The 21611-nt window shown below is 40.6% G+C and carries 23 protein-coding genes; 7 read left to right on the top strand and 16 right to left on the bottom strand.

The features are described from left to right. Positions 1 to 198 precede the first annotated feature (198 nt). The gene (locus tag ACFI34_RS17065) at positions 199 to 735 is read left to right on the top strand and encodes a gamma carbonic anhydrase family protein (RefSeq protein ID WP_006794012.1); all 537 of its coding nucleotides are present in this window, start codon (positions 199 to 201) and stop codon (positions 733 to 735) included. Here ACFI34_RS17065 and ACFI34_RS17070 read toward each other — a convergent pair. Beyond that, the gene (locus ACFI34_RS17070; protein WP_410900393.1) at positions 718 to 978 is read right to left on the bottom strand and encodes a DUF1488 family protein; all 261 of its coding nucleotides are present in this window, start codon (positions 976 to 978) and stop codon (positions 718 to 720) included. The two genes, ACFI34_RS17065 and ACFI34_RS17070, sit on opposite strands and share 18 nt — an antisense overlap. After that, complete coding sequence (gene aroE, locus ACFI34_RS17075; protein WP_462674355.1) at positions 975 to 1799, bottom strand: shikimate dehydrogenase; 825 nt, start codon at positions 1797 to 1799, stop codon at positions 975 to 977. The genes ACFI34_RS17070 and aroE overlap by 4 nt, the downstream gene beginning before the upstream one ends. A gap of 53 nt (positions 1800 to 1852) precedes the next feature. Between aroE and ACFI34_RS17080 the strand changes: the two genes are divergently transcribed. After that, on the top strand, positions 1853 to 2290 hold the full coding sequence (locus ACFI34_RS17080; RefSeq protein ID WP_021032469.1) for a group II truncated hemoglobin: 438 nt from the start codon (positions 1853 to 1855) through the stop codon (positions 2288 to 2290). A 41-nt stretch (positions 2291 to 2331) separates the two neighbouring features. On the opposite strand, the gene hemF is transcribed toward ACFI34_RS17080, so the two are convergent. The 6 genes from hemF to ACFI34_RS17110 form a co-directional block, all read right to left on the bottom strand. After that, positions 2332 to 3282: an oxygen-dependent coproporphyrinogen oxidase gene (gene hemF, locus ACFI34_RS17085; RefSeq protein WP_462674356.1), complete on the bottom strand. Its 951-nt coding sequence runs from the start codon at positions 3280 to 3282 to the stop codon at positions 2332 to 2334. 1 nt (position 3283) lies between these two features. Next, on the bottom strand, positions 3284 to 3847 hold the full coding sequence (gene tsaC, locus ACFI34_RS17090) for an L-threonylcarbamoyladenylate synthase type 1 TsaC (protein ID WP_410900389.1): 564 nt from the start codon (positions 3845 to 3847) through the stop codon (positions 3284 to 3286). Positions 3848 to 3871: 24 nt separating this feature from the next. After that, the gene (locus ACFI34_RS17095) at positions 3872 to 4441 is read right to left on the bottom strand and encodes a DNA topoisomerase family protein (RefSeq protein WP_462674357.1); all 570 of its coding nucleotides are present in this window, start codon (positions 4439 to 4441) and stop codon (positions 3872 to 3874) included. A 118-nt stretch (positions 4442 to 4559) separates the two neighbouring features. Beyond that, positions 4560 to 5033 (bottom strand): DUF494 family protein, encoded by a 474-nt coding sequence (locus ACFI34_RS17100; protein WP_462674358.1) that lies wholly within the window; start codon positions 5031 to 5033, stop codon positions 4560 to 4562. A 1-nt stretch (position 5034) separates the two neighbouring features. Continuing rightward, on the bottom strand, positions 5035 to 6126 hold the full coding sequence (gene dprA, locus ACFI34_RS17105) for a DNA-processing protein DprA (RefSeq protein ID WP_462674359.1): 1092 nt from the start codon (positions 6124 to 6126) through the stop codon (positions 5035 to 5037). Between the two features lie 31 nt (positions 6127 to 6157). Beyond that, positions 6158 to 7279, bottom strand: a complete 1122-nt coding sequence (locus ACFI34_RS17110; RefSeq protein ID WP_006794003.1) for a LysM peptidoglycan-binding domain-containing protein — start codon at positions 7277 to 7279, stop codon at positions 6158 to 6160. A gap of 119 nt (positions 7280 to 7398) precedes the next feature. On the opposite strand from ACFI34_RS17110, the gene def reads away from it, so the two are divergent. From def to trkA, 4 genes are all read left to right on the top strand, one after another. Continuing rightward, a complete protein-coding gene (def, locus tag ACFI34_RS17115; RefSeq protein ID WP_462674360.1) occupies positions 7399 to 7905 on the top strand; it encodes a peptide deformylase in 507 nt (168 codons plus the stop codon). 21 nt (positions 7906 to 7926) lie between these two features. Further along, the gene (fmt, locus tag ACFI34_RS17120; protein WP_375277904.1) at positions 7927 to 8880 is read left to right on the top strand and encodes a methionyl-tRNA formyltransferase; all 954 of its coding nucleotides are present in this window, start codon (positions 7927 to 7929) and stop codon (positions 8878 to 8880) included. Further along, a complete protein-coding gene (gene rsmB, locus ACFI34_RS17125) occupies positions 8873 to 10168 on the top strand; it encodes a 16S rRNA (cytosine(967)-C(5))-methyltransferase RsmB (protein WP_010558121.1) in 1296 nt (431 codons plus the stop codon). The genes fmt and rsmB overlap by 8 nt, the downstream gene beginning before the upstream one ends. An 85-nt stretch (positions 10169 to 10253) precedes the next feature. Then, positions 10254 to 11630 (top strand): Trk system potassium transporter TrkA, encoded by a 1377-nt coding sequence (gene trkA / locus ACFI34_RS17130; protein ID WP_410900384.1) that lies wholly within the window; start codon positions 10254 to 10256, stop codon positions 11628 to 11630. Positions 11631 to 11697: 67 nt separating this feature from the next. Here the strand turns inward: trkA and ACFI34_RS17135 are convergent, their stop codons facing one another. The 8 genes from ACFI34_RS17135 to ACFI34_RS17170 form a co-directional block, all read right to left on the bottom strand. Further along, a complete protein-coding gene (locus ACFI34_RS17135) occupies positions 11698 to 11913 on the bottom strand; it encodes an EF-hand domain-containing protein (RefSeq protein ID WP_462674361.1) in 216 nt (71 codons plus the stop codon). An 80-nt stretch (positions 11914 to 11993) separates the two neighbouring features. Further along, positions 11994 to 12206 (bottom strand): EF-hand domain-containing protein, encoded by a 213-nt coding sequence (locus tag ACFI34_RS17140; protein ID WP_462674362.1) that lies wholly within the window; start codon positions 12204 to 12206, stop codon positions 11994 to 11996. A 137-nt stretch (positions 12207 to 12343) separates the two neighbouring features. Continuing rightward, positions 12344 to 12556 carry an EF-hand domain-containing protein gene (locus ACFI34_RS17145; RefSeq protein ID WP_006793996.1) on the bottom strand — a complete coding sequence of 71 codons (213 nt, stop codon included), beginning with the start codon at positions 12554 to 12556 and terminating at the stop codon, positions 12344 to 12346. A 460-nt stretch (positions 12557 to 13016) separates the two neighbouring features. Beyond that, positions 13017 to 13679, bottom strand: coding sequence for a flagellar brake domain-containing protein (locus tag ACFI34_RS17150; RefSeq protein ID WP_462674363.1), 663 nt, complete (start codon positions 13677 to 13679; stop codon positions 13017 to 13019). A 36-nt stretch (positions 13680 to 13715) separates the two neighbouring features. After that, positions 13716 to 15167 carry a TrkH family potassium uptake protein gene (locus ACFI34_RS17155; protein ID WP_008130797.1) on the bottom strand — a complete coding sequence of 484 codons (1452 nt, stop codon included), beginning with the start codon at positions 15165 to 15167 and terminating at the stop codon, positions 13716 to 13718. 96 nt (positions 15168 to 15263) lie between these two features. Beyond that, entirely contained in the window at positions 15264 to 15878 is a 615-nt protein-coding gene (locus ACFI34_RS17160) for a YigZ family protein (protein ID WP_410900380.1), read from the bottom strand. A 57-nt stretch (positions 15879 to 15935) separates the two neighbouring features. After that, complete coding sequence (gene pepQ / locus ACFI34_RS17165; RefSeq protein ID WP_277053845.1) at positions 15936 to 17258, bottom strand: Xaa-Pro dipeptidase; 1323 nt, start codon at positions 17256 to 17258, stop codon at positions 15936 to 15938. A gap of 113 nt (positions 17259 to 17371) precedes the next feature. Next, on the bottom strand, positions 17372 to 19258 hold the full coding sequence (locus ACFI34_RS17170; RefSeq protein WP_462674364.1) for a transglycosylase SLT domain-containing protein: 1887 nt from the start codon (positions 19256 to 19258) through the stop codon (positions 17372 to 17374). Between the two features lie 192 nt (positions 19259 to 19450). Here ACFI34_RS17170 and fadB point away from each other — a divergent pair, with 192 nt between their 5' ends. After that, entirely contained in the window at positions 19451 to 21610 is a 2160-nt protein-coding gene (gene fadB, locus ACFI34_RS17175; RefSeq protein WP_462674365.1) for a fatty acid oxidation complex subunit alpha FadB, read from the top strand. The last annotated feature ends 1 nt before the right edge of the window (position 21611 follow it).

Here is a 21611-nt window from a genome sequence, read left to right on the forward strand (position 1 = left end):
GGGTCGCATTATAGGGAGAACAGATTTTTACGCAAGTACTTTTTCAAAGAAAAACTAAAATAAAACACTGTTCGGTCAGTATATGAGCGAAAGCCCTTAAAACTGATAGTTTTATAAACAATATAGGCTTTACTGGCACTGAAATAAGCACTACTGCTACACTAATTCACTTAATATGTTTAATTTAAAGGTGCATATATGGCAATACGTTCTTATAAAGGAATTACCCCTGCGTTTAATAAGTCTGTTTATATAGACGAGTCGTCTGTATTAGTCGGTGATATTACTATAGGCGATGATAGCAGTGTATGGCCTTTAGTTGCTGCTCGAGGCGATGTTAACCATATTCGTATTGGTGAGCGCTCTAATATTCAAGATGGCAGTGTATTACATTTATCGCGTGCAACTAAAAGCAATCCAGATGGTTACCCTCTTATAATAGGCGATGATGTAACGGTTGGTCACAAAGTGATGCTACATGGGTGCGTACTTGGTAACCGTATACTCGTGGGTATGGGTGCGATTGTCATGGATAATGTAATTGTAGAAGATGATGTTATTATTGGTGGGGGCTCGTTGGTACCACCAAATAAGCGCCTGGAATCAGGCTATTTGTATGTAGGAAGTCCAGCAAAGCAAGCCCGTCCATTGACTGAGCAGGAGCTCGCTTTCTTAAAGATATCGGCAGATAACTATGTCCAATTAAAAGATGAATATCTAGCTGAAGCTAACTAATTCCACTTCAATTTGACCTGCCGAGTTATAACTTTCTTCTTCTATTAGTTGCTCGGCACGTTCTTCGTATTCAAAACGGTATTTTTCAAAATAATCTGTAGCGTGACTTTCATCCGTGAGTTTAAGTTTACTTATCGCAATAACACACTCCACCAGCATGCCACTCACTTGAGCAAAAAACACTAATTGGTGGGAAGGCTCTCTAAACTCGAGTCTATCTATAAATTGTACAGCTTGGTTCATTTTAGTGAGCCTTGTTTAAGTGCTTTAACCACGGGGAGAATTTCTGGCATTTTGTTATGCCAAACATAATAAGCTTGTGCTGCCTGCCCTACCAACATGCCACTACCATCTAAAAGCTTAGTATTGTTATTATGCTCTGCAACCCAGTTCATAAAAATAGTGTTTGTCAGTGAATAAAACATATCGTATGCAACATCACAGCATGTTAAGTGCTTTTTACCTAAGGCTGGTAATTCGTTATTCATACTGCTAGATGTTGAGTTTACAATTAGTGAGTAATCGCTTACTGGTAAATCATCGAACCCATAGCCTGAAACTTTTCCGTATTCAGTAAATAGCTGAGCTAAGTCTTTTGCTTTTTGAGCGGTACGATTAACAATAATAATTTCTGCGGGTTTTTCTTCAAGCAATGGTAATATTACCCCCCTTGCAGCACCACCAGCACCAATTATTAAAATACGCTTATTTGTAATCACAACTTTATTAGCAAGGAGGTCATTTACAAAACCAACACCGTCGGTGTTATCTCCTAATAATGTTCCATCGTTTCTTTTTTTAAGTGTATTAACTGCACCAACTATTTTAGCGAGCGGTGTAAGTTCATCAGCCATTGCAAACGCCTGTTCTTTAAATGGCATGGTAACGTTCGCACCTTTTCCACCTTGCTCAAAAAATGTCGATACTGTTTTTTCAAAGCGGTCGATAGGTGCTAATATTGCCCGATAGTCGATTTGCTCACCTAGCGAGATAGCAAATTGTTTATGTATCGCGGGGGATTTTGAATGTTTAATTGGATTTCCAAAAACCGCATATTTGTCCATTTTAAAACAACCTCTTTGCAGCTAAGTGCTGCCTATAATCGATGATAAATAATATGATTAAACGACTTTTCTCTAAATCTAAGCCTAAGAAAGTAGATCAAACACCTACACCTGAAAAAACGCCTTACGAAATCATTGGCGGAGAGAAAGGTGCACGCGCTATTTCCGAACGATTCTACGACATTATGGCCTCAGATGAATACGCTAAACCGTTATATGATATGCATCCTCAACCATTAGATAGAATTCGCCAAGTCTTTTTCGAGTTTTTATCTGGTTGGTTAGGTGGGCCTTCACTATTTGAGCAAAATCATGGGCAGCCCATGTTACGTAAACGCCATATGCCATTTTTAATTGACCAGAACTTACGGGATCAATGGATGTATTGTATGAACAAAACCCTTGATATTGAAATTGACAACCCACTACTTCGAGAAGGGCTTAAAAATTCATTTGCTCAGCTAGCAAGCCACATGATTAACCAACATTAATCATAAACAATAAAAAAGACGCTTTCGCGTCTTTTTATTGTTTATATTTGCCACTCTCGGGCTATCAACTCTTCTGGTTTACTTGAAAGCCATGCTTGTGGTCTCAAGTAATACTGATATAAGTTTGCTTCAAGGCTGTTTTCAGCTGGTGTAAAGTTATACTCCCAGCGAGCCAGTGGTGGCATGGACATTAAAATAGATTCTGTTCGCCCGCCACTTTGCAATCCAAATAATGTGCCTCTATCCCACACTAAGTTAAACTCAACGTAACGACCACGGCGGTAGAGCTGAAAATCACGTTGCTGTTCAGAGTACTTATCGTTTTTGCGACGTTCAATAATTGGAATATAGGCATCTAAAAAGCCATTGCCGACTGACTGCATAAACGCAAAGCTTTGCTCAAAGCCTAGTTCATTTAAATCATCGAAAAATAACCCCCCCACCCCACGTGTTTCATCACGATGTTTAAGGTAAAAGTACTCATCGCACCATGTTTTGTATTTTGAATAAACATCACTACCAAACGGCACACATATATCGTGTGCCACTTGGTGCCAATGCTGGACATCTTCAAATACCGGGTAAAAAGGGGTTAAATCAAATCCGCCGCCAAACCACCAAATAGGCTCTTCGCCCTCTTTTTCGGCAATAAAAAAGCGTACGTTGGCATGACTTGTTGGTACGTGTGGGTTTTTGGGATGAATAACAAGTGAAACCCCACAAGCATGAAAACTACGCCCTGCAAGCTCTGGCCTATGGGCGGTTGCAGAACCTGGCATGGATGCGCCAAATACATGAGAGTAATTTACGCCCCCCTGCTCAATTACGTTACCATCAGTAGTTACTCGAGTACGGCCACCACCGCCTTCAGCTCTTTGCCAGCTATCTTCGACAAATTTAGCACTGCCATCTGCAGCTTCTAGCCCTTGGCAAATGGTATCTTGCAAAGCCATAAAGTAGGCTTTTACTTGTTCTAATAATTCGCTTTGCATATTACCCTCTAAATACTTTACCGGTCATGGCATCTTTTATTGTGCTGGGTTGTGTGTTTCCACCTAACGGCTCGTCAACATAGAAGCCAACTTGATCAGCAAATTGCTCCTTTGCTTGCTCAATGCTTATTACTGTTTCTTGGCCTGTTAAATTTGCGCTGGTTGATACCAGTGGCTTTCCAAATTCTTGGCATAAGCGCTTAACTGTTGGGTGATTTGTTACCCTAACCGCAATAGTATCAAACTGCCCTGTTAACCATTTTGGTGTGCTTTTTGCCGCTGGCATAACCCACGTAATAGCAGCTGGCCAACTAGAAAATATATCTGCACGTTTGTCCATAGGTACTTTTGCATCATCAACATACTTTAATAATTGCCCATAATTATCAGCAATTAAAATAAGGCCCTTTTCAACTGGTCGCTGCTTAATTGCCAATAACTTTTCAACAGCATGCTGATTATCGGGGTCACATCCTAAGCCGAACACAGCCTCTGTTGGATAAACAATAACTTCGCCTTCATTTAAGCATGTAAGTGCTGAAGGCGTATTTGAACGTTCTGACAAGGTGGTCTCCAAAAATATTAAACGTTATTGAGTAAGCTTATGCATGCAACTTTTTTGCGGGCATTGCAGTAGTGTACCATTTGCCATGTGTCTTTCTATGACGATGGGCCAATCACATTTAGGGCATGGCTGCTCTACAGGTTTATTATTAAGCGTGTATTTACAGCTTGGGTAGCTGTCGCATGAGTAAAATACTTTACCAAACTTATTACTGCGAGCAACTAAGTGGCCTTTTTTGCATTTTGGACATGCAGGTAACGTAGCCTCTTGTTCCTTTTGCTCGTTGTCGTTTGCAATATAATGGCAATTAGGGTACCCCGTACAACCAATAAACATACCATAACGGCCATTTTTAACCACCAGCGGTTTGCTGCATTGAGGGCAAGAGGAATCTTCAAGTACTTTTATTTCGTTACTTTCGTGGTGTACTAATGGCCTAATAAAGTCACATTGAGGGTAACTTGCACACCCCAAAAAAGGGCCTGACTTGCTGTTGCGGATCACTAACTCTGAACCACACTGTGGGCATACTTCGTATTCTTTTTCTAAGGCGTGCTTATTTGCCGAGAAAAGCGAATGGTCGATTTTACTCATGGTGTTCCTAAGAGGTAAGTGAATTTTCGCCTAATATACCCAAACCAATTAAAGATACAAGCTATGCTATGCGCTTCATCTCTAGTAATTTGGGTGATATAAATAAATTCATAAGGTATTAATGCAATAACTCGGTGGGCTCATCAAAAATTAAGTCTTCCATTTGCTCGTATGCCTCTTCAGAGCCGGGGACATTAAATAACACCATAAGCACTATCCACTTTAAATCATCTAAGCTAATCGCTGGCTTATCGAGTGCTGTAAGCTTATCCATAACCATTTCACGGGTAATAATGTTGATAACCCCAATTTGCTCAACAAACATTAAAAATCCACGACACTCAACGTTTAGCATATCGCATTCGCTTTCTGTAAATATTCGAATAGCGCGCCCTGGGTTAGCGATTAAATAAGGAGATTCATCGCTGTGTTGTAAATCGGCTAACTGTTCTAGCCAATTTAAGGCTTTAAATATTTCTGGTTTATTAAAGCCTGCGCGAACTAACTCGTCGGTTAATTCATTTTGCTCAGCAAAAATGTCAGCTTCGCTATGAATGTAATTTTCAAATAGATACATAAGAATATCGAACATGCTACCTTCCAACGCTAAGCCTAATATAACCATCTAAAATGCGTTCAATTTGATCGTCTAACTCTAAATCAAGCAACCTTGCCAGTACTTTATCTATTGGCCATTGAACACGGCGTACAATATCGTCAACAGTTGTTACCTCAAACCCAATACTGTTTAAAACTTCGCAATCACTACTTTGCTGAAGCGTCTCTTCTTTACTATATAGACCGCTTTGATAAGAAAAGCTCACTTCATCTAAAATATCTGTCACATTTTCAACAAGTTTAGCGCCCTGCTTAATTAAAAAGTGGCTGGCTTGTGCAAGCGGGTTTTTAATAGAGCCTGGTACTGCAAACACCTCTTTATTTTGTTCAAGCGCATAACGCACAGTAATTAATGAGCCGCTTTTAATTTCAGCTTCAACAATTAATACACCTAAAGATAAGCCCGAAATAATCCTATTTCGACGAGGAAAATTATGTGCGTTAGCGGCGGTTCCGGGTAAAAACTCACTAATTAATAAACCACTATTGAGTACTTGTTCTGTTAATAGTTTATGGCGTTTAGGGTAGTAAATATCAACACCCGTGCCTAAAACCGCGATAGTTTTACCATTCCCTGCTAAAGCACCTTTATGTGCTGCGCCATCTATTCCTCTAGCCATGCCCGATGTCACAGTAATACCAGCATTTGTTAATTCGTAGGCAAACTCGGAGGCTATTTCAAGCCCTGTTGGGGTGGCGTTACGGCTACCAACAATGGCTATTTGTGAGCTAGAAAGTAAAGACACATCACCCTTACAAAATAGTAATAAAGGTGCGCTAGCTATGTGTTTTAGTGAATCTGGGTAACGTGTATCAAAAAAACAAATAACTTCAATATTATGCTCTGCAACAAGCCGCTCATAATGCTGTACTTTTTGCCAATCTGTATTGAGTAAATTACTGGCCTGATTAGCCGTTAACCCTAACTCGTGTAATTTAGCGTGGGGTAAGTCAAACAATGACTCAAGTGGGTGGTGTTTAGATAGGGCTAATAAGGTTTTTGTGCCTAATCCCTTACACATATAAAAGGCAAGCCAGTGAGCTAACTTGCCTGATGACTGATCCATGCTCTCTCCTAGAGCACCGACTCGCTACTTCTTAATGAATAACTGCAATATCTCCAACGCGAATTGGGTGCTGGTTTTTTGTTATTAATGCATAACTTACTTTGTCATACACTTTGAATACAATTAACTCGCCTACTTTTTCTTTAGGCATTTTCCATGTTGTATTATCTTCGTCAGCTTTATTACTAAACAACTGACTTGCATCAGATAACAGTTTTTCAAATTTACTTGAATCCTCTGGGTAACGAGGACCACGAGGGCCATCAATAACCGTAGGTGACTCACGCTCTAAATCTAAAACATGACCTGGTTCAATATTTTGCTCGCTGCCTAAGTTTAGCACTACAACATCCATCGTGCTGAATTCTCTTACTTGGCGAGGAGACGCTATAACTTGCCCTTCTACTGGCTCTAGTGGGCGGTGAATATCAAAATAGGCTGGCAGCAACTGCCCCTCCATTGCTGGCATTAAAAAATCACCTTGTTTAATTTCTCGTTTTACTGACTCAACACGTAATGACGACGGCACACCATTACTTTCATCGCCACTTCTAAACGCTCGCGCCATGCCAACGTACGATGCACGCGTTGCTAATACTTCGCCTGTGTTTAAATCTCTGTAGGGTTCACCCTCGTTGTAAATCGCATAAGCACCATGTACTTTTAAGTCACCTTTAACGTATAAAATATGGCCTAACGTTTGTGTTTTTGTGTTTTCGTTAGCACCTAACACATACGGCATATTTTTTATATCGTCGCTGTTAATCGCTTGCTCGTAACTTAAATAAGGTTTAATCATTTGCAAAGGTAAGGTGGTAATTGCATTCAACCCTTTTGGGGTAATACGTCCTTGAGGTGACAGCTTTCGGTACGCTTTATTAATAACTAAACGTGGATTTCCGTCAGCATCGTATATAAGTGCCAATGCATCACCCGGATAAATTAGGTGAGGGTTATCGATTTGCGGGTTCATTTGCCATAGTTCTGGCCACAACCATGGCTCATCTAAATAAATGCCAGATATATCCCACAACGTATCACCTTTTTTTACAACATACTGTTTTGGTGCATCTTTTTTTATTTTTAACACATCAGCAATCGCCCCAAAAGAGGTGCTTAGTGCCAGTATAATTGCAACTAACGGAAATTTCATTGAGCTTCCTTGTATTGTTTTTTCATTATTATTGCCCAAAACCTGTTAAAGGTGAACGTGAATGGCTAAAATAAGAGCATACAATACCCTAAATTAAGCACAAGTGAAAAAGGTAACTAATGGCTAGGTTAGAAGTTTTAAGATTTCCAGATGAGCGTTTACGTACAATAGCAAAAGATGTTGCAGACGTTGACGACCAAGTTCGCCAAATTGTAAAAGACATGCTCGAAACCATGTACGACGAAAATGGCATTGGTTTAGCCGCAACACAAGTAAATATCCACCAGCGTATTGTGGTTATTGATGTCTCTGAAGAGCGTGACGAACCACTGGTATTAATTAACCCGCAAATCATTAAAAAAGAGGGTTCAACGATTAGCGAAGAAGGCTGTTTATCAGTGCCTAACTCGTATGCAAAAGTAGACCGAGCAGAAACAGTTACTGTGGCCGCACTAAACGAAAACGGTGAAGAATTTGTGTTAGACGCAGATGAGCTATTAGCTATTTGTATTCAACACGAACTAGACCACCTTCAAGGCAAGCTATTTATTGATTACTTATCTCCATTAAAGCGCCAACGTATTCGTAAAAAGCTTGAAAAAGAAGCTAAGTTTGCAGCACAGTAATCAGTACCTTAGGAAAACTCAGTGATCCAACCATTACGCATAATATTTGCCGGTACGCCGGATTTTGCCGCACGCCATTTGCAAGCGCTAATAAATAGCGAACATGAAATTGTGGGCGTATATAGCCAACCAGATCGCCCTGCAGGTCGTGGTAAAAAATTAAAAGCGAGCGAAGTCAAAGCGCTAGCACTAGAAAATGACTTGCCTGTTTTTCAGCCTCAGTCATTAAAAAATGATGAGGCACTTGCAGAGCTCACCGCCTTAAATGCCGACATAATGATTGTGGTGGCCTATGGCTTAATTTTACCCAAAGCTATTTTAAATGCGCCACGCTTAGGCTGCTTAAACGTGCATGGTTCTATACTACCTCGCTGGCGTGGTGCTGCGCCTATTCAACGTGCAATTTGGGCAGGTGACGAGGAAACGGGCGTAACCATAATGCAAATGGATGAAGGCTTAGATACCGGCGATATGCTGCATATTAGCCGCTGCCCTATTAGTGATACAGAAACCAGTGCCAGTTTATATAACAAACTAGCAGAGTTAGGTCCTAGTGCATTAATCGACACCGTTAATAAGCTAGCTAATGGTGACATTACCCCTGAGCCTCAAAATGATGAGCTAGCTAACTACGCTAAAAAGCTCTCTAAAGAAGAAGCAAATATAGATTGGTCTATGAGCGCCGTGCAAATAGAACGTAATATTCGCTCTTTTAATCCTTGGCCAGTGTGTTTTACCCAAATGGGCGAACAAACCGTAAAAATATACCAAGCGAAAGTAGTTGATCAATCAGGTAAGCCAGGCGAAATTTTAACAAGTGATAAAAACGGTGTTGTGGTTGCCTGTGGTGAACACGCTTTAAGTATTACTCAGTTACAACCGCAAGGTAAAAAACCAATGGCAATTAGCGACTTTTTAAATGGTCGCAGTGACTGGGTTAGCCCTGGCACACTATTAGGCGAAAATAATGAATAAAGTACAAAACGTACGAGCGCTAGCCGCTGAGACTTTATATAACGTGGTTGATAAAGGCGCTTCGCTTAATCAAGAACTACCATTTGCAAGCCAAGGTTTACCACCAAAAGACAAAGCACTGTTACAGCAAATTTGTTATGGCGTATTACGCTACTTACCTAGCCTTGAAAACTACTGCCAACATTTAGTAGAAAGCCCACTAAAAGGTAAACGCAGAATTTTTCAGTTTTTACTCTACGTAGGTATTTATCAATTGCAGCACATGCGCGTTCCACCGCATGCAGCAATAAGCGAGACCGTAAATGCACTGGGTCAAATGCGCGCACTAGGATTAAAAGGGTTAATAAATGCTATTTTACGTAGCTTTCAACGCCAGCAAGCAGAGCTTGAAGAAAAAGCAAAGCTTATTCCAGTGTGTTTATACAACCACCCCAATTGGTTTATTAAACAGGTAAAAGAAGCCTACCCAGAAAACTGGGAAGCCATACTTGAAGAAAACCAGCAACAAGCGCCAATGTGGTTACGTGTAAATCAATCACAATTTAGCACGCAAGAATACAGCGATATGCTAACGGCTAACGATATAGAACATACATTAAACCCAAACTTTATAGATGGGATTAAACTAGCCAAGCCGCGTGATGTTTTTTCACTTCCTGAGTTTGATACGGGTGCTTGCTCAGTGCAAGATGCAGCAGCGCAGTTAGCTGCTCGCTTTTTAGAGCCAAAAGATGATGATGTTATTTTAGATGCCTGTGCAGCACCTGGCGGTAAAACATGCCATATATTAGAGCTTGCCGACGCCGACGTACTTGCACTTGATAGCGATGCCACTCGCCTTGAACGCGTAAAGCAAAACTTAACCCGTATAGGTTTAGGTGCCGACCTACAATGTGGTGATGCATCGCAACCGCACACATGGTGGGACGATGAACAGTTCGATCGTATTTTATTAGACGTGCCTTGTTCAGCAACCGGCGTTATTCGTCGCCACCCTGATATAAAATGGCTACGTCGTGCATCCGACATTGAAGACTTAGCCGCACTACAAGGCGATATACTCAATAGCATTTGGCCTCTACTCAAGCCTGGTGGTACATTGGTATATGCAACATGTTCGGTTCTTCCAAAAGAAAACCAACAACAAGTTGCTAAATTTTTAGCTAATAACGATGACGTAGAGCATATTCCACTGCATGATAAAGACACCCTCACCACACCAGGTTTACAGCTACTTCCGGGTGAAAGTGATGGTTTTTATTACGCTAAAATGGTTAAAAAAGCCTAGTTAAATAGGGCTTAATAACGCGTACAACAAGCCATTTTTAAATTTAAAAATGGCTTTTTATTACTACTTAATACACTGGTAAATAATGAAAATAATCATACTCGGTGCTGGACAGGTTGGCGCCACGCTAGCTGAAAACTTAGTAGGCGAACAAAACGAAATTACCGTTGTAGATATTGACGGTAACCGTATACGCGAACTGCAAGATAAATATGACCTCCAAGGTGTAATGGGGCACAGTGCCCACCCTGATGTATTGCGTCGCGCTGGTGCAGAGGATGCAGATATGATTATTGCGGTAACCAGCTCAGATGAAGTAAACATGGTGGCGTGCCAAGTGGCGTATAGTATTTTTAATACACCCACTAAAATTGCCCGAATTCGCTCTGAGCAGTATTTAAAATACCGTGAAAAACTTTTCCAAAACGATGATTTACCAATCGATCATTACATTGCCCCAGAAGCGTTAGTCACTAAGTATATTCGCCGCTTAATTGACTACCCTGGCGCATTGCAAGTATTGCAGTTTGCCGATGGTATGCTCTCGCTAGTTGCAGTAAAAGCCTATTACGGTGGTTTATTAGTAGGCTATGCCTTATCTGCATTAAAAGAGCATATACCCAATGTAGAAACTCGCGTTGCAGCTATTTACCGTCAAGGCAAAGCCATTAAACCGCTCGGTACAACCGTTATTGAAGCCGACGATGAAGTATTCTTCATCGCAGCAACCAAACATATACGCGCCGTAATGAACGAACTGCAGAAGCTTGAGCGTTCATACAAAAAAATAATGATTGCCGGTGGTGGTAACATTGGTGCAGGCCTTGCTCGCTCTCTTGAAAAAAATCACACCGTTAAGCTAATAGAGCGCAGTAAAGAACGTGCTGAACAGCTTTCAGAAATGCTCGACAATACGGTAGTATTTTGTGGCGACGCCTCCGATCAAGAACTTCTTTCTGAAGAACATATCGAACAAGTGGATGTGTTTATTGCCGTTACCAACGACGATGAAGCCAATATTATGTCGGCCATGCTTGCCAAACGCATGGGCGCGCAAAAAACCATGGTGCTTATTCAACGTGGTGCGTATGTAGACCTAGTTCAAGGTGGCGAAATAGACATTGCTATATCACCGCAACAGGCAACAATTTCTGCATTGTTAACCCATGTACGTCGAGGTGATATTGTTAACGTGTATTCATTGCGTAAAGGGGCTGCAGAGGCTATTGAAGCAGTTGCTCATGGTGATGAAAATACCTCCAAAGTAGTTGGCCGTGCAATTGCCGATATAAAACTACCAGCCGGAACAACTATTGGGGCCATTGTGCGTAACGACGATGTACTCATTGCCCACGACGACACCATTATTATGTCGGGCGATCACGTGATTATGTTTTTAATTGATAAAAAACATATCAACGTAGTAGAAAAGCTCTTCCAAGTAAGTGCTATATTTTTATAACGCATTAAACACAAAAAAGCCGCTGAATATGGCGGCTTTAGTGGAGTATGATTGGGGTATATTGATATTACTGTACTTTGGCAAACTCTTCTTTAGAAAGCTCACCATTTCCATCTGTGTCTAAATCTTTAAAAATTTTCACTAGTTGTGAGTTTACTTTTGCCTCTTCCATGCTGATAACACCGTCACTGTTGCTATCAAACGATGCAAAGTCTACCGCTGCATAAGCTGCTGAAGAAGACGCTAAAACTAAAACCGCAAGTGTTGTATTTAATGTTTTCATAGTGATGTTCCTAGTAAAATGAGAAATCCTTTTCTAAGATCCCTGTCTGTGAAAAATAGCTAAACCAATACCGGTTAACTTTAAAATTTTGCAAACTCTTCTTTAGAAAGTTCACCATTGCCATCTGTATCTAGCTCTGTAAACTCAGCCATTAAATCAGTGTCTATTGCCGCTTCACTTGGGCTAATTGCACCACTGCCGTCGGTATCTAAACTGTCAAAATCTGATGCAGCAAACGCAGCTGAAGAAGACGCTAATGCAATAAGTGCTAATGCTTTGTTTAAATGTTTCATGACTTAATCCTTCAAAATTCTATTTAAAAAATGATTTAATTAACTCGTAAAATAGCTTCACTTCCTTGTTATCCTTTTTCGAAGGCTCCCTTGCCTACTTAGGTTGTCTTTGGCAACTCAGGATGCTTGTTATTTAATTAAGCTTTTGAAAACTCTTCTTTTGATAACTCACCGTTTTGGTCAGTATCGAGCTCTGAAAACATGCTCATTAATTTTGCATCAACCGATGCCTCAGCTTGGCTAATAGCGCCATTGCCGTCTACATCGAGTGTATTAAAGTCAGAGCCTGCAAAAGCGGCTGACGAAGAAGCGAGAGCGATAAGTGCTAATGTTTTATTAATGCGTTTCATAGTATGTATCCTTCAAGTTGTATGTGAGTGATTGGTACTTACTGTTAATCACGTTTTTCGATTAGTAAAACCAGACTATTACAACTTAAATGCCAATATTTATTAGTTAATATTTTTCAGTACCTTACGTGTTAAATACTGAAAAAAGTGCAAATTTAAGCATTATTTTTGTAGCTATTTAGCAACGCAGGTTTAGTTAAAATTGGTAAGTTAATAAAAATCAGTTAGTTAGGTTTCATATAAAAAACCACAAAGCCAGGCAACTTGAATAGTTAAGGATGTGTTAGGTATTGATCAGGTAAGTTTTAAACTGAACAAGGTGTAAAAATAAAATATAAAAATTTTGAATGCTATATCTCTGTTTTTATTTAATAAAAAATAATAATTTAAAGGCTGATAATTTATTTTCGTTCATAAAGTAAAAAGTCGCTATTTTGTTGCAAAATAGCGACATTAAAACCTAATCGGCATCGAGTTCTATCATAGCGGGGTCAATAAAGTGCTCTTTCATAAAAGCTTTCATCTCTTCTTTACTGGCTAATAACTTAATACCGCAACGCACGCCTGCATTATAATCTTTCACGCTGCACACTTCGCCTTCAAAGCCTTTGCTATTACTACCTAATACCACAGTGCATTGTGAGTCTTTGATGCTTTCTAGATCAGCGTCAGTTTTTACATCAAACATAGCCCCTGTTAGCGAAATATCTTTTATAACACCATCGAGTACCTTGTCATCGCTGAGTTTAAGTTTTGCAGGTAATAGAGTTGGAATGCGTGTTTGCGAACGTAAACTAAATAGCTGAACTTGCTTGGGGTAGTTTATAAAAATCAGCCTAACGGGGTGAGATGCAATAGATTTAATTTGCTGTCTAAACGCAATTATTTGTCCATCGTCACCTTCTATTAATGCCCTTACAACCACGGTGACGCCATCTCGTAAGTAATCATTTGCGCCCGGTAAACGTTTAGCTGTAGGAAAGTTTAAAATAATAAACTTTTCATCAAGCAAGCCTACCATTTCTGTTTTCACGCGCTTACTGCTAGTGGGTGTTAATATTTCTAAGTCAACTAAACTACCAACCGGTATATTATTTAATTTGTCTGCATGCGTTGCTGGCATATCCATTCCATAAACATAGTAGTAAAACGTTGTGTTTTATCCGCGCCAAAACGTAGGCGTAAATAACACAAGCAAAGTAAAAATTTCTAGTCGGCCAAATACCATTGCAATAGTCAGCAACCATTTAGCGCCGTCGGTTATTGCACCATAATGCGAGGCAACATCACCCAACCCTGGGCCTAAGTTATTTAAACACGCCGCCGTAGCCGAAAACGCCGTTATATTATCCATTCCCGTACCCATAAGCGCCAGCATAATAATAATAAATACTAAGGCATAGGCAGAGAAGAACCCCCACACAGCCTCTACAACCTTATCAGGCAATGCTTTACGGCCAAGTTTGATTGAATAAATAGCACGAGGATGTACTAAGCGGTTTAGCTCACGTACGCCTTGCAGGTAAAGTAAAAACACGCGTACCACTTTCATACCGCCCCCGGTAGACCCTGCACAGCCACCAATAAAGCTCGAAAATATTAATAAAATAGGTAAAAACAGCGGCCATGTTGAAAAGTTATCGGTAGCAAAACCCGCCGTTGTACTCATAGACACCGCTTGAAATAGTGCTTGGTCAAGGGTTTCATCACCATTGGCGTATATCTCGTTCGACGACAACACAGTGAAACAAATAACCACCAGCGCTAATTGAATGCATAAAAATACTTTAAACTCGGGGTCGCGAATGTAGACCTGCACATTCCGGCTTGCCACCGCAGCATAGTGTAAGGAGAAGTTAATAGCGGCAATGATTAAAAAGAATACACAAATGAAGTTAATAACCGGGCTATCGAAATGGCCCATAGAAGCATCATAAGTCGAAAACCCACCAATGGCGACGGTAGAAAATGCATGACAAATGGCATCAAACCAGTCCATTCCTGCCGCCCAATACGCCAACATACAGGCAATGGTTAACGACACATAAATATACCAAAGATGCTTTGCGGTATCGGCTATGCGAGGGGTCATTTTTGAGTCTTTTACTGGGCCGGGGATTTCAGCACGATACAACTGCATTCCACCAACACCTAGCATGGGCAATATTGCAACAGCTAATACAATGATCCCCATACCGCCAAACCACTGTAATTGCTGGCGATAAAACAGCACTGACTTGGGTAAATATTCAATCCCCGTCAGCACCGTAGCTCCTGTCGTTGTTAAACCCGAAAAGGCTTCAAACACCGCATCAGCAAGGGATAAATTAGGTTCTTGTAAAAAGATAAGAGGCAAGGATGCGAATGCCCCCAGTACCAACCAAAACAAAACCACAATTAAAAAGCCTTCGCGGGCTTTCAAATCCCCGTTTTCATGTCGGTTTGGGTAATACGCTATTAAGCCAATAATAATACTGAAAATAAACGCTAAAACAAAAGGAACACCACCACCATCTTTATAAATTAAAGACACCACAGCAGGTGGCACCATGGTAATACTAAACAGCGCAACAAGTTGCCCAAGAATTTTTATGATGGTACGAAATTGCATTTAGCTAATCGCTTTTATTATTAGTAAATTCAGGCTCAACTGCATTAGCCTGGTTAAATAGAATGAATATGCATTACATGCAACTTGTGTAGGTTATTACTCTTTAATGGTTAACTCAACTGCGCCGTGACTTAAATCAAAAATATCTTTAATTGCTTGCTGTGCTTGGCGGCTATCAATGGTGATCACCCAATCAATATTAGCAGTAAATTGCTTTTCAATGTTTAGCACTTGGTAGTGCGTTTTAAGTAGCTGCTCAATTGCGCCTTGCATGCTGTATTCACTGCTGCCAAGTAGCTCAACACTTGGAACTTTAAGTACGGTGTCTAATTTGGCTAATGCATTATTTAACGATCCACCATAAGCACGCACTAACCCGCCAGTTCCAAGTTTAATCCCTCCAAAATACCGGGTCACCACGGCAGTAACTTCACCTAGCCCTGATCCCACCAGCACATTTAACATTGGTTTACCGGCCGTACCATTTGGCTCACCATCATCTGAAAAACCATAGACGTGGCTGCCACCCGGGTTACCTGCCACATGGGCCCAACAATTATGCCGAGCATCGCTGTATTTATCTTCAATACTTTTAATAAAAGCTTTAGCTGCGGCTAAATCGGGAGTGTGTGCAATATGCACAATAAACGTGCTTTTTTTAATTTCTTCTTGGTGAAACACAGCACCGGCTGGGTATTTATATTCTGACATATTTTACTTAACCAAAAAAATGGGGCCATTAGGCCCCTTCTCTCGCTAACTTCTCACTTAATCTAAGTGTAAGTCGCGCGTCATATTCTCTAAACTATCGTCGTGCACAATAATGTTATCTTCAATACGAATACCGCCATAAGGTTTAAACGCTTCAACCTTATCCCAGTTGATGTATTGCTTGTTGTCAGTTTGCGCTAAATCACCTAACAACGAATCAATAAAGTACAAACCAGGTTCAATAGTAAACACCTGATTTTTCTCTATCATACGTGTACAACGTAAAAATGGGTGACCTTCTGGAGATGCTTGGTGTGTACCTTTGTCGTCACTCATAAAGCCACCCACATCGTGTACTTGTAAACCAAGGTGATGCCCTAAACCATGCGGAAAGAAAGTAGAGGTAATTTTACGCTCAACAATATCTGCAGCCGGTAAGTTAACTATATTAAAGTCGCTAAGAATTTGCGCTATGCGGTTATGGCACTCAACATGTAAGTCGCCGTAAAGCATTCCTGGCTTTAATCCTTTGCCTAATTCGATTTGCGTAGCCGTCATTGTATTAACTAGCTCAGCAAATTCACCCTGCTTTTTGAAGTCATAAGTACGCGTTATATCTGCGGCGTAACCGTTAAAGTTTGCGCCAGCATCAATTAAAAATGAGTTATGTGTTTGCGGTGCGTTTGGCTCAAAATGAGTGTAATGCAAAATGGCGCAGTTTTCGTTAAGCGCCACTATATTACCATACGGCATTTCGTTTTCGCTTTGTCGTGTAGCCATAAGGTACGCTTGTTGAATATCAAACTCACTGCCACCATTAAAAAAAGTGTCGCGTGCAGCTTTATGGCCATCAACCGCTATACGGTTAGCATTACGTAAACACTCAAGTTCATACTGCGTTTTGTATGCTCTATTAAAATGTAAATAGTTAAGCACCGGCTCTGGGTTCATTATGCTAAAGCCAAGTGCTTGAGCTACTTCTATGTATTCGCCCATGTAAGCGTACTTTGCTTTGTCATAAGGAAGTAGCTTTTCAACCTGATCGGGTTGTAACAATAGTTCTATATCAAAATACTCAGCCCAAAAATCACGTGGTTCGTCAGGTACTTTATGCCAAAAATCAACAGGACGATAAAAAATAAGCTTAGGTTTGTCGCTACCATTAACAACAATCCAGCAATGTGGATTATCAATAACAGGTAACCAGGCTTTAAAGTGAGGATTAACTTTAAACGGGTAATACATGTCGTCTAAAAATTGGCGCTTTGCTTGGCCAGAGTGAATAACTAATCCTTCTAACCCTTCGCTTTCGCAAATTGTACGAGTACGCTGCTGCAGTGTTGCAATATGTTCGGCGTATAAAACGGCTAATTTATCCATTGTTAATCCATCTGTTAAATTTAACTTGCTTTGAGTCTACCACTTATAGCTATTACGCTCAAAAAAGGGGGATGGCCCACTGTGAGCCCCCCCCTTATTTAAACTTATGTTTACTAACCGCCTATTTTCATTTCCAGTATGGGAGCCAGTAAATTACCCTCTCGGCCCATACGAGTATGATATACCTGCCTGTAAGCAAATACATTTTTGACATAATCGCGTGTTTCTCGATACGGAATAAGCTCTATCCATAACTCTGCTGGCATTGCATCATCAGGCACCCAACGTTTTATACGATGGTAGCCTGCGTTATAAGATGCTGTAGCAAGTATTTCGTTACCATGGTTTTTCTTTTTCAAGTAACGTAAATAACTGGTACCTAGCCTAATATTTGTTTTAGGTTGATATAATCGACTATTAGACACACTGCCTTTATTTACATACTTAGCGGTACTTGGCAGCAATTGCATTAAACCTCGTGCATTAGCACTTGATCGCGCGTCAGGAGCAAATGAGCTTTCACGCCTTGCAATAGCAATACTCCAAGCTACATCTATTTTATTACGCTTGCTGTAGCGCTCAAATATGTCTTGAAAAGCAAATGGAAAACGTTGTTCAACATTATCCCAAGCTTTTATTTTTGCGAGTGTGAATATCGTGCTGTCGTGCCACCCCAAATCAGATGATAAAACAGAAGCCGCAAGCTTTTCTTCTTCATTTGAAGTGTTTGTTAAGTAATTCCATTCACGTCTCGCTGAGGTAACACGATCTAACTCATATAATGCTTTTGAACGTTTAAAACCAGGGGCATTACTCACCTTTGCGATTAATTGCTCACTAACCACTTTTGGTTGATTATTTAGATCAACCGGCAAGCCTAGACGCGCAGCGGCTAAAAAACCGTAGTAGTCTCGGTTAGTCGCAATACTTTGCCACATTTTTTTAGCTGTTTGATCGTCACCGCGTTCTGCATAACTATACGCAAGCCAATATTGCTGACCTAGACTAAGATTTTCTTTGCCTGTAAAAAACGCAGCAATACCTGCCCAATCTTGGGTTTTGAGCATGTTACCAAGCTGCCATTGCATTAATTTGTTGTCTTGGCGCTCTTTTGGCACTTTGTTTAACCAAAAACTGGCTTGCTTATGTCCGCTAGAAGCAAGTGATAAAGCAAAGGTGTAGTATAAATCTGCCTTTTCTTTATCGCTGTAGGTAAACATACGCTCTATTTTTTCCCATGCCCGAAGCGCTAGTTCTTTGTCGCGCCAAATTAGACGCTTAACACCATAAAGTGCAATTTCACCCTCTTTAGGCGATTTATTTTTATAGCGATATAACCCCGCCGCAGCGCTTGGGTCGCGGCGAACTTTTAAATATAAGTCAGCAAGGTAACGCTCATTTTTTGGTAAAAGTGTTTTTAAATAAGGTAATAGGCTTTGCGTTCCGCCTTGCGCGGCAAGTGTAATTCGTTGCCATACAGTATCGGCATTCATATAGCCTTTTTTGCGCCAGTACGAGAATAACGAATCGCACTCCTTAGGTTGTGACTTTCCCACCGTCCATAAATCAGTCACCTGGTTTAAAATGGCTTTTTCTGGGGCGCCTAAATCTAATTGATACCCCAAATATGTACAGGTGTATTCAGCATTGCTGGTGTCGCGGTAATTACGAATATACGCCGCTTTTCTATTATTTTTTTCAAGATACTCCAGCCATACTTTACGAACGGGCCATTCAAGTGGCGTATGTTGATATATATTTAAATAGCTTTCTATCTCTGCCTGATACTTTATGTTCGGGTTTCGTTCCCAATATGTTTTTTCTACATACGGTTTTAGTGGGTGATTTAGGTTATTAACTACGTTTTTAAACTCGCGGTAACTTGCGTTGCGTACTTTTTTTTCAGCATCTAAAAATGCGTCGTTATCGATGCTAGCCTCGGCAGAATAAAGAGGAAAAATAAAAGCAGCTGCCGCAAAACTAAATAATTGTTTTTTCATAATGTCCTTTAATAAAAAATTAAAGTAGTGAATAAAAGCTTTTTCACCACCTTAGCACCAAACCAGCTATATTTTAACCAGTCGTTTGTAACCGAGTTAAATTTTTCGTTGCATTTTCTACTCAAAGCAAGCACACTGATTGAAATGCAAACTCATCGTACCAGTCTTAGTTCGTCAACTAGGGAGAATAAAATGTTATATAAAAGCGATTCCTTTGAAGTTAGCTTCCTAAAGGAAAACATCGCCGAGTTTAAGTTTTGTGTTGCAGGTTCTGTAAACACACTATCTCAAAAAACTCTTTCAGAATGTGCAGCAGCATTAAAAGAATTAGCTGCTAATTCTGATATCAAAGGCATGGTTTTTACCAGTGATAAAGACCACTTTATTATTGGCGCCGACATCTTCGAATTTTTACCTACATTTACTAAACCTGAAGAAGATTTAGTAGTGTGGATCAAAAACGCAACTGACGTTTTTGATGCAATCGAAGATTTACCATTCCCAACTCTAAGCGTTGTAAACGGCTTAGCACTTGGCGGCGGATGTGAGTGGGCACTTGCTACCGATTATCGTGTTGCAAGCGAAAGCGCTAAAATGGGCCTACCAGAAGTTAAACTTGGCATAATGCCTGGTTTTGGTGGCACAGTGCGCTTACCACGTATCATTGGCGCAGATAACGCCATGATGTGGATCACTTCAGGCGCTGAAAACCGCGCAGCTGACGCCCTTAAAGTAGGTGCGTTTGACGCAGTAGTTAGTGCTGACAAACTTTTAGAGTCAAGTGTAGCAACACTTGAATTAGCGATTGCAGGCAAGCTAGATTGGCAAGCTAAACGTAACGTAAAACTACAACCACTTAAATTAAACCGTGTTGAGCAAGGCATGAGCTTTGCTATGGCAGAAGGTATGGTAATGGGTAAAACCAAAGGCCACTATCCTGCTCCGGTTATGGCAGTACGCACTATTAAAGCAGCTGCAAACTGTACTCGCGATGAAGCAATGGCAATCGAAAATGCTAACTTTGCAAAACTTGCGCGTACTAACGAAGCTGCAGCACAAACGGGCATTTTCTTAAATGACCAGTTCATTAAAGGTAAAGCACGTAAACTTGCTAAGCACAGCGATGTAGAAATTAAACAAGCTGCAGTACTAGGTGCGGGTATTATGGGCGGCGGTATTGCTTATCAGTCTGCTTATAAAGGCACACCAATCATAATGAAAGACATCCAACAGGATGCGCTTGATTTAGGTATGGGTGAAGCGTCTAAATTATTAGGTGCAAAAGTTAAGCGTGGCCACATGCCAATGGAAAAAATGTTGGCAACACTAAGCAAAATTAAGCCAACCCTTAACGATGCAGACCTACAATACGCTAACATTATTGTTGAAGCCGTTGTAGAAAACCCTAAAGTTAAGCAAGCAGTATTAGCAGACCTTGAGAAGAACATGCCAGAAGGCACTGTACTTACATCAAATACGTCGACTATCTGTATTGACCTACTTGCTGAAGCACTTGATAAACCAGAAAACTTCTGTGGTATGCACTTTTTCAACCCAGTGCCAAAAATGCCATTAGTAGAAATTATCCGTGGTGCAAAAACGTCAGACAAAACCATTAACGCAGTTGTTGATTATGCCCTTAAACTTGGCAAGTCTCCTATCGTTGTTAATGATTGCCCAGGCTTTTTTGTAAACCGTGTTTTATTCCCTTACTTTGCAGGCTTTAGCAAGCTAGTTGTTGAAGGCGCTAACTTTGCAAAAGTAGATAAAGTAATGGAAAACGTATTTGGTTGGCCTATGGGTCCGGCTTACCTATTAGATGTTGTAGGTATTGATACGGCTTATCATTGTACTGGCGTAATGGCTGACGGATTCCCTGAGCGCATGGCGCGTGCAGAAAAAGATCCGGTAACTGTTTTTGCTAACGAAAAACGTTTTGGTCAAAAGAACAAAGCAGGTTTTTACAAGTACGAAACAGACCGTCGTGGTCGTCTTAAAAAATCAAGCGATGCAACAGCAGTTGAGCTATTAGCGCCAATTACTGATGCACCGAAAGAATTCGATAAGCAAGAAATCATTGACCGTTGTATGATTCCAATGATCAACGAAGTTCTTCTTTGTTTACAAGAAGGTATTGTTGCTTCTCCACAAGAAGCTGATATGGCCCTTGTATACGGTGTTGGTTTCCCTCCATTTAGAGGCGGCGCGTTCCGTTACTTAGATCAAACAGGTTTAGCTAACTTTGTTGCAGCAGCAGACAAATACGCTCACCTAGGTGCGATTTACCAAGTATCAGAGCAAACTCGCAAATGGGCTGAAGAAGGCCGTGTTTTCTATAAGGTGGAAGGTTAAT

Source organism: Pseudoalteromonas sp. PSi26, from assembly GCF_054960575.1.